Source organism: Maribacter litoralis (assembly GCF_902506355.1).
GTDB lineage: Bacteria > Bacteroidota > Bacteroidia > Flavobacteriales > Flavobacteriaceae > Maribacter > Maribacter litoralis.
Window position 1 is genome coordinate 1,554,919 of sequence record NZ_LR733271.1, and the last position, 15,304, is coordinate 1,570,222.

A 15,304-nucleotide genomic window follows, 5' to 3' on the forward strand; every position below is an offset into this window, starting at 1 on the left:
TCAAAGTACATTCAAAAATTGGTTTAGATCAGTTTCTTTATCTAACCCCAGTTTCTTTTTTAGGCGGTATTTAGATTTTAAAATACTATCTGGTAGTACGTTCAAAGTGGCTGCAATTTCTTTTGTGGTTAGGTTCATTCTAAGAAAAGCTGCTAATCGAATTTCTTTTTCTGAAACCTCAGGAGACAAAGTCTTCAATTTCTGGTCAAAGTCATTATGAACTTCAGAAAAATAAGTCTTGAATACTTCCCAATCTTTGTCCGATGCATTTTCTTTCTTTAATAGCATGACAATGCGCCTAAATTCTGTTTTAAATTTATCTGGGGAGTTTTTTATGTTCTCCAAATTCTCTTTCAATTCTTGAATAAACGTGTTCTTTTGAACTAGATGCAAGGTCTGGCTAGTGAGTTCTTTTTGCTTATACTCAATTTCCTTCTTGTAAATTTCTTCTTGTTTTTCCCTTTCGGCCTTATTCTTTTTCATGCGTTGCCGAAACCCAAAGAAAAGTAATCCTGATAGAGCCAGTCCAGATATGGCTCCACCGGCATAAAGGCCTTTGGTAAGTTTATCTACTTTGGCTTTTTCGTTAAGTGTTTTTATCTCCTCTTGTTGCAGTGCAATTTCTGCTTCTTTTTTTTCGGTCTCGTAGGATATTTGAAGCTGCTCAATTTGTTTCGTCTTTTCCGATGTGAAAAGGCTGTCACTAAGTATTTGAAATTGCCGCTGATCATCCAGCGCCTCTTTAAATAACCCTCCTATTTCGTTAGCTTTTGAGCGATATCGCAAAGCCATCTTTAACTGATCCATGGATTTAATCGAATCAGCAAGGTGTATTGTTTTGTTCAAGTAGGTAATAGATTTATTAAAATCACCTTTCATCGCATATGCATTCCCTATTTCCCCCATTGCACTGATAATGTTGAAGTATGAGTTGCTGGTTTTATTCATTTCGACACACTTCAGTAAATTTTTAATTGCCAAATCATATTTACCTTGTTTTGCAAGGACCATACCTATATTGGCAAGGGCATTGGCAGTATTATCATCAAACCCAAATTTCTCGCTAATCGCTTTACTTTGTTGATAATATTCTAGAGCTTTTTCATGTTCTTTCATTTCTAAATAAGAATTGCCAATATCCACCATTGTATAAGCTCTGTAGAGATTATCGGCAGTATCCTCATACACCCCTAAGGCCCGATTAAAGTTTTCGATAGACTTGGTGTAATTTCCTTGAAAATAATTAACCCTTCCTAATTGTCGATATAGGTCCGCTTTTCGGAAAGGTTCTCTATCGATTGTATCCAGAACCTTTAATGCCTTGATTGTACCTGTTATTGCTTTTTCGTAATCCCCTTTATTTATATAGGTATTTGCTACATCCCCTATGGATATCCCATACTGGAGATAACTCTTGCTTTGTAAGTACATATTTGAAACTGAATCCTTCAGCTTTATGGAAAAATCATAATTACCTATGGCATCCTCAATTTGTGCTAGGTTGGAAAGGGAATTGGTTAGGAGTAATTTATCTGTTAGTTTTTCAGCAAAATCTATGGCTTTTCTATAATAGATGCGAGCTGAATCATTGGCATTAGTTATATAAAAATAGTTGCCCATGCAATAATTTCCAATGGCAATTCCCTTTGAATAACCTGTATTGTTTGACAGCTCCAAAATCATATGAGCATTTTTTTTTGCGACTGACTGATTATTGTATAATTGCATATTAAATAATTCTCTCAGTGTTGCAACTTTTTCTTTGTGCCCCAATTGCTTTTCATAAACCAGACTAAGACTGTCTATTCTCTCTTGACCTTGGAGTTGGGCTAGAATTGAAATTGGCGTTGCAAGAATTATTAAAAAAATGATTTTCATTTTCATAATTACAATGGTTTGGTTTCCACTAAGATAAATCATAATTCTCTTCGTAAAGCATGTGTATCTTTGCTAGAAAAACCCTTTATCCATAAAAAGTCCATACTTTCTTGGAGATCATAGCTATAAATAAAATATATAAAGCGTTGAATATAAAGGGTTTTTGAATGTTTTCATCTTTTATGTTTTTTGTGCTGTCCATGGTGTAGTTCATCGAAATCCAAGTTGCTTGTCCATACTTTGTCCATGGACAAAATTAGGGATGGGACCATTTCTGCTCTAGGTTTGGAATGTTGAATCTTAAAAATCAAACAATTATGAAAACAAATCAATCACCATTAAAAAGTATTTTAAAGTTAGCACCACTAGTTCTCTTATTTTTTATTTGCGCTTGTAGTAAAGATGAAGTAAGCCCTGATGATTCTAATGCACAACAATTTTCCAACAATGATGCCGATGACTTTAATGCAGCCGTCGCAGCTTTGGGTTCTTTTAACCAACCTGAGAATATCGTAGAGACCACCTCCACCAACCCAGAACGGGAAGGAACAACGGAATTTGAATGTTTTACCCAAACTTTCAAAGGGGCTCCGGGCTTTAGTGAATTATTCACATTGGATCCTACTACCGATGTTATATATCCAGGGGCAATGTTAAAAGGGGAAAGCATAACTACTGGCGAATATGCGCGAATTGATAAAGATCGTGCGCCAATTACCATGTCAATTTCGTTAAACAATGTAAAAGGAAAGACTAGCGTAACTGTTAATAATCCAAAAAACATTAGTGAAGTTAGAGCAGGTGTTAATAAATTGCTCAGCCTCGAAGTTACCGGAGCAACTCCTGCGCAACTGCAGTTTGATAAGTCTCAAGTTTATTCTGAACAGCAATTATCTATAGCACTGGGAGCGAACTATCGGGATAAAACAAAAGATATTTCCGGTAGTTTTGATTTTAATACCACTACAGTTAAGAAAAAATATGTACTGAAATTCATTCAGAAATATTTTACTATAGACTTGGACTCCCCAGGTGAAGTTCCAAGCGATCTTTTTACTGATCTACCTAGTATTGAGAGTTTGGGCTCCATAAGCCCTGTCTATGTTTCAACTGTAACATACGGTCGTATGGTATTGTATACCGTGGAGTCTGAATATAGTATAACGGAAGTAGAAACAGCCTTTAATGCGGCTATAGAAGCGGGTAAAAAAGGAGGAACTTTTGAGCTTGATGTTGACTCTAAAAATATTCTAGAAGAATCTAACATTAAAGCATTAATTATTGGAGGGGATGGGGCAAGTGCTGCCCAAACTATTGGCGGAAATAGTCTTGAAAAAATTTATGAATATATTGCAGCTGGCGGCAACTATTCCCCAGAAGAATCTCCCGGTTCCCCTTTATCCTATAAATTAAGTTATGTAAAAGAAGGTTTTCCTGCAGCAAATGTAGTTCTTGCAACGGAATATCAATCACGAAATTGTGATGTTGCCTATCCAGAATATCTGGCGACCATTGTTAACATTACGGGCACACAATCTACCGATACAGAGGTTAATGGTAAGCTAAGGGTGAAAATGTGGGTAGGAGGGGAACGCCTTGACATTAATGAGAACGGCATAGATGATGGTAAAACTTGGAGTGTTGATACTGATAATTTTGTTGATGTACAAAACAATAAAACACATACAATTAATGAATCATACACCTTTAGGCCCTACAGACCAAATATGGCCACTGATTATGTAGAATGTTCAGGAGAATTATATGATTATAATGGTATTTTTGGTAATGAAAGTTTGGGTAATGCCGGAGGAATAAACCCTGTTGTTCTGGATAGTTTAAAACTCAACGTTCCAGATACTACGTATTTAAATTTTAAAAAGGGAATTACAGCACAGTTTATTATTATAAGAAAAAAATAAATTTGATTTTCAGTCGGCACCTTAAGTTGTGATTCAACAACTTGGTGTCGGCTGTTGTTAATAATTAACCAGCTAGGTAACCCTGAAAACTGTTAAATAGCTGATTATAAATAATTTATATATAGTAAATTATATTAAAAAATGCGAATCAAAATACGGTTCAAGAGCCATTCATATTATTTGTTTTTACATTTCAGTTAAACAAATAAATCATAATCCGACTTTTACATATGGGATTAATTGTTTAAATTAAATTCACGCAAATACCTTAAATGTTGAGTTATAAAGAATCACATACTCTTATACTTAATAATGTATCTAGGTTTATTGATTTGACCGAACTAGAAAAGCAAAAATATATTTCTTTATTATCGGAAATAAAGGTGAAAAAGAAGGGTTTCTTGATGCAGTCGGGTGAAGTTACGCAGTATGAATATTTTATTTCCAAAGGATGTTTAAAAGTATATACCTTAGATGAGGATGGTGCACCACATATTTCAATGTTTGCCATTGAAGATTATTGGACGGGTGATATTTCAAGTTTTATGACGAAAGAACCGTCAAGATACTACATTAAGGCAACTGAAAACTCTGAACTACTAGGAATTTCTAGAGCTAACTATGATGTTTTATTTCAAGAGATTCCAAAATTCGAAAAATTTTATCGCATTTTATATCAAAGGTCATTGATAAGTTATATAAGACGTTCAAACCACGGAATATCTTTTACTGCCGAAGAACGCTATATCAATTTTAAAAAGAAATATCCACAAATAGTCAAGAGAATTACTCAAAAAGATTTAGCCGCGTATATCGGTATTACACCTGAATTTATGAGCAAAATCATCACAAAAGTTAATCGAAAATAAAAAGTCTCAGGCTAAGCCAACAAAGACATTAAAGAAAGAAATTACATTGAATCTATTTGAGTTTCGAAACTTATCAAATCTCAATTATCTAGTAAAAGTCTTAAACTAGTTCATTTTTTTTCACGCTTCCCAATCGGAATTTTGAAGTGTGAAAAAAGTAAGACTCATATCAGTAATAGTAACAATTGCCTTTGTAAGCAGTTTACAAGCGCAGTTCACTCAGTTAGAACTATTTTCAGGATTCGAGAAAACGGACTTCACTTTGCTATCAAATTATTCAATCAATGATGGTAAAACTTTAAGTGTTACTGCCCTCGCTTTCTTTCAAAAATTTAGAGAGAAAGAAAATCAAATATTTGATGAAGTGGGTGTACAACCTACATTATTCTATAAGGTTAGCAAAACTATCGCTATTGGACCTTCCCTCTATTATAATAGCTTTGGAGGATTCTCAGAAAGGCTTTCGGTCAAATTCTCAGTTAAAAATTCAAGAGCTTTATTGGTGGTCATTCCGACAGTGGCTTACTCAGAAAAGAAAGATGCCAGCCTCGCCGAAATATTCACTCAATTTCAACTGCACAGACCACTTAGTGGAAAGATTTCTTTGTGGTTCAACGCACAGTTTCTAACAGTTTGGGACAAATTTGAAACACACTCTCGAAGCTTCCAACAATTACGTTTGGGTCTATCCTACAAAGGACATCAATTTGGCTTTGGGTCAGATTTTGACCAATACGGACCCAAACCTATTCATAAATCCTCTTTCGGATTGTATTACCGTAAAACATTATAAATCTTAATTATTATGAAAAATTTATTCAGAACATTAGTAAAAACAAATCCTAATTTGGGATTCAGTATCGCGCGCATGACACTTGGCTTGGTCATATTTCCGCACGGTGCACAAAAACTATTAGGGCTTTTCGGGGGCTATGGATATTCAGCCACTATAGAAATGTTCACAACACAAATGGGTTTGCCCAGTATTATAGCTTTTTCAGTAATAATGATTGAGTTTTTTGGTTCGATTTCATTGGTTCTTGGTCTCTTCAGCAGATTTTGGGCATTATCACTTATCGGAATGTTTTTAGGTATAATTTTCACCACACAACTACAGCACGGTTTTTTTTATGAACTGGTTCGGCAACCAAGCAGGTGAAGGTTATGAATATTCTTTGCTTGTTATTGGTATAGCACTGTCAATACTAATGAATGGAAGCGGAAAATATTCAATCGATACTATAATCTCTCAAAAACAATAATCATGAAAAAAGTAATCACAATAGCAGGAAGTAATAGCCAGAAATCTATTAACAAACATTTACTATCCTTTACGTCTAGTTTATTAGAAAATGTAGAAATAAATTCAATCGACTTGAACGATTATGTTATGCCCATTTACGGTGTCGATTTTGAAGCTGAAAATGGGGTGCCAACCGCTATAAAAAGACTTAATGAATTGTTAGATGATGCTGATGGGTTTATTATCTCTTTAGCAGAACATAATGGTTCTTATGCAGCGGTATTTAAAAATACTATAGACTGGCTATCACGTGTAAATATGAAAATTTGGAGAGAAAAGCCAATGCTTTTAATGGCAACTTCACCTGGGGGGAGAGGTGGTGCAAACGCACTACAATCAGCAAGAACATATTTTCCATTTTTGGGAGCAAAAATTATAGAAACCTATTCGCTACCGTCTTTTTATGACAACTTTAAAGAAGGCGAAATAATTGAGGAAGACTATAGAAAGGAATTAGAAGATAAGACGGTTAAGTTTTCTGAAGAACTCTAATCAAAACTATTGGGAGAACCTTTAGAAACGCATTGGGAAGTAGTTTTTGATGCCTACTCTTAATTCGATTAATGCGAATGGACTTTTCGAACAAATCATACTTCCGCTCGAATAAATAATTGGTGGCATATATGTGCAATTTTGTGTCATCATAATCAATAAACCTTATGATGATAACACTAGTAAAAATTATACTCGGAATTACACTCTCTTTCTGGTCAGTACAGAACCCAAAAAGAGACTTAGTACAAAACTACGTGCCTTCCGAACCAATGTATATGATACTAAAAGACTCAACCCAACAAAGAGCCTTTGGTATTCTTGCGGATAAATGCAATGTCTGCCACGCTCAGCGTAATCGCGGACGTGTCTTTACCGAGGATAATATGAACAGCTGGACAAATGATATTTACCAACAAGTATTCATAGAAAAACGAATGCCTAAAGGCAAGAAAACCAAACTCACCAGTCAAGAATATCAAGATTTATTAACGTGGGTTAGCTACACAAAAACTCAAAATAATGGAATATAAAATCAAAATTATCGTATTGTGCCTGGGCATTTTATTTACAGGGCTTACCGCAGGATTGTGTTTCACGTGGTCCAACTCAATTACTCCGGGTATTGGGAGATTGAACGACCTATCCTTTTTACAATCCTTTCAGGCAATGAATAGAGCGATTATTAACCCAAGCTTTTTAATCGTATTCTTTTCACCTGTCGTATTGCTATCAGTAAATGCTTTTTTACATAGAAATGCGCATCCTGCGACGTTTTGGTCCTTTCTGATAGCAGCAGTACTCTTTTTTGTAGGGATAGGGTTTGTAACCATATTCAAAAATGTACCCCTCAACGAACTATTGGACAAGACAGTATTGGAAAATCTTTCATCCTTAGAACTCAAAGAGCTAAGAACTAAGTTTGAGAAGCCATGGAATAGATGGCACATACAGCGCACCATAGCCTCTTTCATGGCTTTTGCTTTACTGCTCATCGGAATCATTTATTACAAATAATCATCAAAAAACGAACAGTTATGAAATTAACTAGAGCAATTACTTTTGGAATATTAATTTGGATCATCGGTGTGAGCTTATTTGCATTCTCCTATTACGTGCCAATGTTAGAAAATGCAGAGCAACAGGCCAATATATGGCTCTCAATAGTCGTAGTGCCCATAGTTTGGCTTGGAGCAAAACTATATTATAAAAATGGGGTTTATACCCACGGACTTATAACAGGACTAGTTTTCTTTACGATATCGGCAATTTTAGATGCGCTTATTACCGTACCATTTACAATTCTACCCTATGGAGGAAGCTACTATGATTTCTTCGTCGATTTTGGGTTTTGGTTCATTGGGCTAGAGTTTATTATAACGACAATGGTGTATTGGTATCTCAAAGTACATCGCAAAAGAATTCATGCAACCCATTAATAAAAAGTAACAACAAAAATTTAAACTATTCGAAGCAGAACTACTATAATCTGTCCGGCTGTAAAGTGGGTCCTAAAAACAAGTAAAAATGGAAAAAGAAAACATCTTAGTAATCGGAGGAACTGGTAAAACAGGGAGAAGAATTGTAGCACGACTTGAAGCGTTGGGCCATAATATACGCATAGGATCCCGTAGTGCGACTCCCATATTCGACTGGCATAAACCTGAGAATTGGGACGCCACTTTAGCGGGAATGGACAAAGTTTATATCACCTATCAACCCGATTTGGCAGTACCCGGAGCATTGGAATCTATTGAACAATTGGTAAAGGTCTCAAAACGCGCCAATGTCAAAAAATTGGTTTTACTTTCCGGAAAAGGCGAGCGCGAAGCCCAATTATGTGAGCAAGTCGTGATTCATTCCGGTTTGGATTATACCATAGTACGTGCAAGCTGGTTCAACCAGAATTTTAGCGAAAACTTTTTGTTGGAACCCATTTTTGATGGTTTGGTTGCACTACCTCAGGCAGAAGCTCAAATCCCTTGGGTAGATACTGATGATATTGCCGAAGTGGCCACCAAGGCCTTGACCGAGGATATTCACAATGGACAGATTTATGAACTCACAGGACAAAGAACCTTAACGTTTAAAGACGCTGTAGCGGAAATTGCTAAAGCGAGTAATCGTGATATTGCATTTGTGCCTATTTCAGTAAAGGAATATGGTGATGGAATGCGAAAGACTGGTCTTCACGAAGACTTTATCTGGCTTATTGAATATCTGTTTACTGAAGTGCTGGGCAATCCTGAACTGGCTGAAGTATCCCACGATATTGAAAAAATATTAGGGAGAAAACCTATTGATTTTAGTGAGTATGCTGCAGCAACTGCTGAAACAGGTATTTGGAACAAAAAGATAGCGAAGGTTTAAAACTATGAAAATGAAATTAAAGGCAATTGTTCATTTTTTCCTTTTACTACCGATAATGCTTCTTACCGGGCAAAGTCTAAAGGTTGAACCCTATGAATTTATTTCAAGGTCCAAAGATACTGTCCAAGCTGAGTTAGGTTCTTTCAAAGTTTTGGAGGACCGAAACAATGAAAGTCTAGACTCCATACAACTCTCGTTTGTACGCTTTAAAAGCACGAATCCGAATCCTGGAAGCCCGATAGTATATCTATCGGGCGGCCCCGGTGGTTCAGGTATCGGTACGGCAAAAGGCAAGCGCTTTTCATTATTTATGAACCTTCGAGAGGTTGCCGATGTAATTGCTTTTGACCAACGCGGTACTGGTATGTCAACGAGATTGCTAGAATGCCCATATACCGCAAGTTTTGAACTCTCCAAAGCCATTGATAAACAAGAGTATGTGGATAAAAGCACCGAGAACATCACTAAATGTTTAGCGTTCTGGCAAGAAAAAAACGTTAATCTAGGCGCATACAATACTACAGAAAACGCAAAAGATATTGAGGCGTTAAGAAACGTTCTCAAGGTGGAGAAAATTTCGCTTTGGGGTATTAGTTACGGCTCTCATCTAGCTTTTGAGTATATCAGACTTTTTGAGGATAACATAGATAAAGTTGTATTGGCAAGCCTTGAGGGTCCTAATGAAACTATCAAACTTCCCGAAAACACAGCCAATTTTATATTTCAAATCGCCGAAAAGGCTACAGCTAATTATGGCGCCGATATTACCTACCCAAACCTGAAAGAAAAGATGCTTGCCGTTCACGGGCGATTGGAAAAAAGTCCCGTAATCTCCACCTATGTGAATAGACAAGGTAGAATTGATACTGTTGGGATTTCAAATTTTGAATTGCAATCGGCCATTGCCACGTTCTATTTAAAGAACCCCGAAGACTCTAAAATAGTACCGAGGCTTTATGACCAAATGTACCACGGCAACTTTACGGAAATCGCACCGAATGTGATGATATTAAAAAAGTATATCTACTCTCGCATACGGCCAATGGCATTTTCAATGGATATGCAAAGTGGTATATCGCAAGACCGTAAACGAATCATGAAAAGGCAAATAGACGATGCTATTCTGGGCAGCACTATAAACTTTTTACAATTTGAATGGATGCAAACTACAAATTTCCGTCAACTGCCGAAACAGTTTAGAAAAATGAAACCTAATAAGGTAGATGCGCTTCTTTTAAGCGGAACAATGGACGGGCGCACCTATGTCTCCAGTGCCATAGAGCTTGCAAAAAAGTTTAAAAATGGACGACACATTATCATTGAAAATGCCGGTCACGATTTGTATATGCAATCACCATTGGTAAGTGAAACGGTTTTGGCTTTTTTTAAAGAAAATGAAATTGGGACAAACCGGATAAAACTGAAACCTATTCTATTCGAATGATATGAAAAGGTAAGTATAAAATGAATTACTTTATGAAGATTATTTCATATTGAATTTAAAATCGAGAAAACGCTTGGTTTTATATAAATTAGATGTTTAACTAAATAAGTATTATGAAAAAGAAATTGACATTGGGATTGCTATTTGGAGCAGGAATTGGCCTTATCACCGGTATCTTAACCAATGCTATTGCAATTGGACTAGTTCTAGGAGCTGGTGTAGGTTTAGTCCTTGGAGCAGCTCTTGGAACTGGAGTGAAAAAAATGATGAGAAATAAAAAATATAATTAATATAGATGCAACAAAACTAATCCAGTTACTATAGAAACTAATTTACTTGATTTGACTAGGACGGTAACCAAATTTTTTCGCGAAAGCATTGGAGAAAGAACTCAAGCTATCATAGCCTACTTGCCAAGCCGCTTCTTGAACAGTAGCTTGACCTTCACTTATAAGTGTATGGGCAGAAGTAAGTCTTTCATTTTGAAGGTATTTAAAAACTGGTACGCCAAAAATGGCTTTAAACTCTTTTTTGAGCTTTGTTGTATTAAGTCCTATTTCCTTAGAAAGTTCCGAAAGCGAAGGCGGGTCCTCAATATTGTCCAATAAAATATCCCGTACCTTGTTCAACTGATCCCTATAATTGGCACTTGAGTCCTTTTCCGGTAATAGTGCGAGCTGACCGAAAAAGTGGGATAATAAAGCCGTTATCTGACTTCTGTAGAACATCATTTTGGTCTTCCCAATGTAGCTATTCGAAAAGAAAGCATCGACAATACGTTCCATTTGCGGCGTCATAAAAAAACTAGGACCTTCTACATAATGATCTTTAGGTTTTACCAAGGCTCCCAAGAGTTCAGAAAATATTTCGCCCTCTTGATTTGGTAAATGTTCTAAATTTCGAAGAGCAGTTGCAACCACTAGACACTTAAGGCTTTTTCTTGGGCTCACGGTATGCTCAAATTCCACTTTTTCATCTGCATAAAAAGAAAGTGCCAAACCTTTGGTGTAGGTAAAATCTTTATGACTACTACCGTATTTCACCGATAAATCTACATTGCCCGACCCGTAGAAGGCAATGGCAACAATGGGCTCATCAAAATAGCAAGAATCTACCTCCTTGGTGAGTGAATCAGCTTCTTCAACAAGAATTACAAAATCGTTGATATGGATAAAATCTCGTGTCATTAGTAATCTTAAATTTAATCATTATCATGCACAATATCGGCTGATTATTGCTGAAAAAAATACCTAATTCGAATACTAGATGAACAAAAAAGAGAAAAAAGGTTATCACTCCCTAAAACGGCCGTTTTTAAAACGCTTTTATCTAAATGTAATAACTATACTTAAGAGTGTCTTTTTTAATATTTTCGTTAATTAACCTTTTATAGGACTTAAATTTCCTAAATGTTGAATATTAAAGCGTCTAAGGGGTGTGATGTTTTTACGGAAAAGCATTCTGTAATTAGTGAAGAACTATCAAAGTAAACCAATATGAATCAAATATTACCAAGCTTAATTTAAAACCAGTTCTGCGTGCAAATTGTGTGCAAATGAAAAAAGCTTCAAAAGTCAAAAACTCTTGAAGCCCAATAAAACTTAGTGGAGAATACCGGATTCGAACCGGTGACCTTCCCGAAAGCCTTCGGGACGCTCTATTCTCTAATTTCTAGTGAGATTAAATACTCAATATATTTTCTACTTTTCTTCTTTTTAATCAGAAGTTCAAATGAGACTGCTTCTGATCGTGTTTCAAAATTACGTTGGCATTTTAAAACCCAATCATTTGCCTTTTTGGTATAAGTAGATCCATTTCCTTTAATATGTCGTTCAAGTCGTCTTTCAATATTTTCTGTACTACCAATGTAGTAGCGATCAAGTGTCTGACTATAAATTATATAAGTACTGAATGGCATTTTTTAAAAATAATCAAATTAAAAAGGCTTCCAAAATGGTAGCCTTTTTGCGTGGAGAATACCGGATTCGAACCGGTGACCTTCCCGAAAGCCTTCGGGACGCTATTCCTATGATAACGCAACTTACTCTGAACCATAAAAAAAGCCTTTACTTTCGTGAAGGCTTAACTAATTTGTGGAGAATACCGGATTCGAACCGGTGACCTCTTGCCTGCCAGGCAAGCGCTCTAGCCAACTGAGCTAATCCCCCTTATTTTCTTAATCTCAATTCAATATCGAAGCGACCTTCCCGAAGGCTTTCGGGACGCTCTAGCCAACTGAGCCCGCCTAAAAAGTCGGGCGAGCTAATCCCCCTAATTTTTCGACAGCGTCAAAGAAAACCTATTTTAATAACCTATCAAAGTACTATTTAATCTTTCTTTACACTAAGCACCAATACTGGTACCGGTGCGTAAAACTCTGATTTTGAAATGGTACTTTTCTCCCATAATTTTTTAAAGAAACCTCTTTTTCTTCTAAAAACACATAACAAATCGGGGTGTTTTGCCTGAAAATGCTCTAAAACTCCATGATATGTGGTAGAGTTATCTGTAAACGTTAGTTGCGAACAAATATCCATTAACGCCGTGTTGATCTTTAAATCATCATCTGAATACCCAGGGGTCTTTACCATTAAAAGATTCACATTTGCATTGTGCTTTACCTTTATTTCGATTAGTGGATCAAGTATTCTTTTTCGCTTTAAAATACCCGATTTAAACGCTACCAATATATTTTCAAATGATTTATACGTGGTTCCTTTTGGTACGATCAAGGTAGGTATATTGGTTCTCTTGATAATGGCTCCAGAAGTATGCCCTAAATAAAACTCTTCTTGTATATCATTACTTCTAGGTGCCAAAATTATAAGGTCTATACCAATTCCTTTATCTATTTCACGTAGACCATCTTTTAGCTCACCATTAAAACTTGCAATTTTTATAGATACATCTTTGGTATCTACGGTTGCGATTATCTCTTTTAATCGTTCTTTAGAATTTTCCGCAACTTTTTGGGTAAGGTTAGTAAGTGTACCCGTTTTTCCGCTAACGTTAAATACCTCCATTACATAAATATCGGCACCAAAATCTTGTGCAAAATTAACGGCATATTGTAAAGTTTCGTTCGCATTTATTGAGGTCCCTATCGGAACAAGAATGTTCATCATGATAAAAAGTATTGATTATAACTCTAAATTTACAATTTAATTAAATGGCTTTAATGATAGCACCTGCAAAGATATCTCAAATACCCGAAATTTTAACGATGACCAATGCCTGTAGAATTGCCATGGAAGCAAACGGCATTTATCAATGGACAACGGAATATCCTTCTCAAAAAGCTTTTGAGAAAGATATTGATCGCAATGAGCTGTATGTTCTCTTAGAGGATAATGCCATTATTGGCTGCATTGTAGTATCGTTATTGATGGATGATGAATATAAAAATGTAGCTTGGTTAACGCCAAACGGCATCAACTATTACATACATAGGCTAGCGGTTCACCCTAAATACCAAGGTAAAGGTTGTGCACGGCGCTTAATGGATTTTGGGGAAAATTTTGCCCGTGAAAACAATGCCCTATCGGTTAGGTTGGATACCTTTAGCCAAAACAAAAGAAATCAGAAATTTTATGAGCAACGTGGTTACGCTAAACTGGGAGATATCTTTTTTCCCAACCAAAGCAAACACCCTTTTCATTGCTATGAACTTGTACTCTAGAACCTATATTTTTTGAAGACTACTGTTAATTTTAAATCTATAAATGCTCTGGCAATACCTGCAACAATTGCCGGTATAGCAGAACCTCTATTATCCATAACCGATACGGCCATTGTGGGCAACATACCGGTTGATGGTTTAGAATCGCTCGCTGCAGCTGGTATTGTGGGTTCTTTTCTTTCTATGCTTATTTGGATTTTGGGGCAGACCCGTAGTGCAATTTCTGCCATAATTTCACAATATTTGGGCGCTGGTAGATTAGAAGAGGTTAAAACCCTGCCCGCACAGGCCATTTACCTCAACATTACCCTTAGTATTTTAATACTGCTCTCTACCATATTCGTTATTCAAGAAATTTTTGAGTTGTTAAATGCCTCGGGAAAAATACTGCAGTATTGTATTAGTTATTACTCCATTCGCGTATGGGGGTTTCCGCTAACCTTATTCGTTTTTGCCGTTATGGGTATTTTTCGCGGATTACAAAATACCTATTGGCCCATGGTCATTGCGATTACCGGGGCTGTATTAAACGTAGTTTTCGATTTTGCCTTCGTATACGGAATTGACGGATTTATACCCGCCATGTATTTAGACGGTGCAGCTTATGCCAGTCTATTGGCACAAAGCATTATGGCAATCATGGCATTTTACCTTCTTTGGACAAAGACCGATATCAGTCTAAAGCTAAGGCTACCCATTCACCCAGAATTAGGTCGATTGGTAGTCATGAGCTTGAATCTTTTTGTGCGTGCCATTGCATTGAACACAGCTCTTATACTGGCTGTTAGAGAAGCAACGGCACTTGGCGATAAATACATTGGCGCACATACCATTGCCATTAACCTTTGGCTATTCTCCGCTTTTTTTATTGATGGGTTTGGTGCAGCAGGAAATATTATGGGCGGTAGATTGCTGGGAGAAAAAAATTACGACGACCTGTGGCTACTGGCAAAAAAAATAACGAAATACGGACTCATAGTCAGTTTGGTGATCATGGCATTTGCCGGTATATTTTATAGACCTTTAGGCAGTCTATTTTCTAATGAAAGTTTAGTGCTTTCTACTTTCTACGCCATTTTCTATATTATAATTCTTGGGCTGCCCATTAATACCATTGCCTTTGTGCTAGACGGAGTATTTAAAGGTCTGGGAGAAATGAAATATTTACGAAATACATTGCTCGTGGCTACCTTTTTAGGATTTGTGCCCATGCTCTTCTTAGGTAAATACCTCAACTGGGGCTTAACGGGAATATGGCTGGCCTTTACGGTCTGGATGTTTATTAGAGGTGCCGCATTAGTGTGGAAGTTTAGAAACAAATTCAAACCTTTATTGCAAAATCCGTAA

At 36.4% G+C, this 15,304-nt stretch carries 18 protein-coding genes and 1 tRNA gene; 14 read left to right on the forward strand and 5 right to left on the reverse strand.

What is annotated here, in order from left to right; all coding sequences use genetic code 11:
• On the reverse strand, positions 1 to 1,884 hold the full coding sequence (locus EXIGUO8A_RS06490; protein WP_159302471.1) for a tetratricopeptide repeat protein: 1,884 nt from the start codon (positions 1,882 to 1,884) through the stop codon (positions 1 to 3).
• A gap of 311 nt (positions 1,885 to 2,195) precedes the next feature.
• Here EXIGUO8A_RS06490 and EXIGUO8A_RS06495 point away from each other — a divergent pair, with 311 nt between their 5' ends.
• The 12 genes from EXIGUO8A_RS06495 to EXIGUO8A_RS06545 all read left to right on the forward strand — a co-directional run bounded on the left by EXIGUO8A_RS06495 (position 2,196) and on the right by EXIGUO8A_RS06545 (position 10,568).
• Positions 2,196 to 3,800 carry a thiol-activated cytolysin family protein gene (locus EXIGUO8A_RS06495; RefSeq protein WP_159302472.1) on the forward strand — a complete coding sequence of 535 codons (1,605 nt, stop codon included), beginning with the start codon at positions 2,196 to 2,198 and terminating at the stop codon, positions 3,798 to 3,800.
• Between the two features lie 332 nt (positions 3,801 to 4,132).
• A complete protein-coding gene (locus EXIGUO8A_RS06500; RefSeq protein WP_236564445.1) occupies positions 4,133 to 4,669 on the forward strand; it encodes a Crp/Fnr family transcriptional regulator in 537 nt (178 codons plus the stop codon).
• A gap of 148 nt (positions 4,670 to 4,817) precedes the next feature.
• Positions 4,818 to 5,462, forward strand: coding sequence for a hypothetical protein (locus EXIGUO8A_RS06505; protein ID WP_159302473.1), 645 nt, complete (start codon positions 4,818 to 4,820; stop codon positions 5,460 to 5,462).
• 12 nt (positions 5,463 to 5,474) lie between these two features.
• Positions 5,475 to 5,828: a DoxX family protein gene (locus EXIGUO8A_RS06510; protein WP_236564446.1), complete on the forward strand. Its 354-nt coding sequence runs from the start codon at positions 5,475 to 5,477 to the stop codon at positions 5,826 to 5,828.
• Positions 5,800 to 5,931 (forward strand): TQO small subunit DoxD, encoded by a 132-nt coding sequence (locus EXIGUO8A_RS18755; protein ID WP_236564447.1) that lies wholly within the window; start codon positions 5,800 to 5,802, stop codon positions 5,929 to 5,931. Before EXIGUO8A_RS06510 ends, EXIGUO8A_RS18755 begins: the two co-directional genes overlap by 29 nt.
• 2 nt (positions 5,932 to 5,933) lie before the next feature.
• Entirely contained in the window at positions 5,934 to 6,464 is a 531-nt protein-coding gene (locus EXIGUO8A_RS06515; RefSeq protein WP_159302474.1) for an NADPH-dependent FMN reductase, read from the forward strand.
• A 278-nt stretch (positions 6,465 to 6,742) separates the two neighbouring features.
• Positions 6,743 to 6,997, forward strand: coding sequence for a hypothetical protein (locus EXIGUO8A_RS06520; protein WP_159302475.1), 255 nt, complete (start codon positions 6,743 to 6,745; stop codon positions 6,995 to 6,997).
• Positions 6,987 to 7,481 (forward strand): anthrone oxygenase family protein, encoded by a 495-nt coding sequence (locus EXIGUO8A_RS06525; RefSeq protein WP_159302476.1) that lies wholly within the window; start codon positions 6,987 to 6,989, stop codon positions 7,479 to 7,481. The genes EXIGUO8A_RS06520 and EXIGUO8A_RS06525 overlap by 11 nt, the downstream gene beginning before the upstream one ends.
• Before the next feature lie 20 nt (positions 7,482 to 7,501).
• Positions 7,502 to 7,903, forward strand: a complete 402-nt coding sequence (locus EXIGUO8A_RS06530) for a DUF5367 family protein (protein WP_159302477.1) — start codon at positions 7,502 to 7,504, stop codon at positions 7,901 to 7,903.
• An 88-nt stretch (positions 7,904 to 7,991) separates the two neighbouring features.
• The gene (locus EXIGUO8A_RS06535) at positions 7,992 to 8,834 is read left to right on the forward strand and encodes an NAD(P)H-binding protein (protein ID WP_159302478.1); all 843 of its coding nucleotides are present in this window, start codon (positions 7,992 to 7,994) and stop codon (positions 8,832 to 8,834) included.
• Between the two features lie 10 nt (positions 8,835 to 8,844).
• Positions 8,845 to 10,278 carry an alpha/beta fold hydrolase gene (locus tag EXIGUO8A_RS06540; protein WP_159302479.1) on the forward strand — a complete coding sequence of 478 codons (1,434 nt, stop codon included), beginning with the start codon at positions 8,845 to 8,847 and terminating at the stop codon, positions 10,276 to 10,278.
• Between the two features lie 113 nt (positions 10,279 to 10,391).
• Positions 10,392 to 10,568, forward strand: coding sequence for a hypothetical protein (locus EXIGUO8A_RS06545; protein WP_201304107.1), 177 nt, complete (start codon positions 10,392 to 10,394; stop codon positions 10,566 to 10,568).
• A 42-nt stretch (positions 10,569 to 10,610) separates the two neighbouring features.
• Here the strand turns inward: EXIGUO8A_RS06545 and EXIGUO8A_RS06550 are convergent, their stop codons facing one another.
• From EXIGUO8A_RS06550 to EXIGUO8A_RS06565, 4 genes are all read right to left on the reverse strand, one after another.
• On the reverse strand, positions 10,611 to 11,465 hold the full coding sequence (locus tag EXIGUO8A_RS06550) for a helix-turn-helix transcriptional regulator (RefSeq protein WP_159302480.1): 855 nt from the start codon (positions 11,463 to 11,465) through the stop codon (positions 10,611 to 10,613).
• Positions 11,466 to 11,935: 470 nt separating this feature from the next.
• Positions 11,936 to 12,196, reverse strand: a complete 261-nt coding sequence (locus EXIGUO8A_RS06555; RefSeq protein ID WP_159302481.1) for a GIY-YIG nuclease family protein — start codon at positions 12,194 to 12,196, stop codon at positions 11,936 to 11,938.
• A 176-nt stretch (positions 12,197 to 12,372) separates the two neighbouring features.
• Positions 12,373 to 12,446 (reverse strand) — tRNA-Ala (locus EXIGUO8A_RS06560).
• 159 nt (positions 12,447 to 12,605) lie between these two features.
• Positions 12,606 to 13,403: a universal stress protein gene (locus tag EXIGUO8A_RS06565; RefSeq protein WP_116771457.1), complete on the reverse strand. Its 798-nt coding sequence runs from the start codon at positions 13,401 to 13,403 to the stop codon at positions 12,606 to 12,608.
• 53 nt (positions 13,404 to 13,456) lie between these two features.
• On the opposite strand from EXIGUO8A_RS06565, the gene EXIGUO8A_RS06570 reads away from it, so the two are divergent.
• Both EXIGUO8A_RS06570 and EXIGUO8A_RS06575 read left to right on the forward strand, forming a co-directional pair.
• Complete coding sequence (locus tag EXIGUO8A_RS06570) at positions 13,457 to 13,957, forward strand: GNAT family N-acetyltransferase (protein ID WP_159302482.1); 501 nt, start codon at positions 13,457 to 13,459, stop codon at positions 13,955 to 13,957.
• A 12-nt stretch (positions 13,958 to 13,969) separates the two neighbouring features.
• A complete protein-coding gene (locus EXIGUO8A_RS06575; RefSeq protein ID WP_159302483.1) occupies positions 13,970 to 15,304 on the forward strand; it encodes an MATE family efflux transporter in 1,335 nt (444 codons plus the stop codon).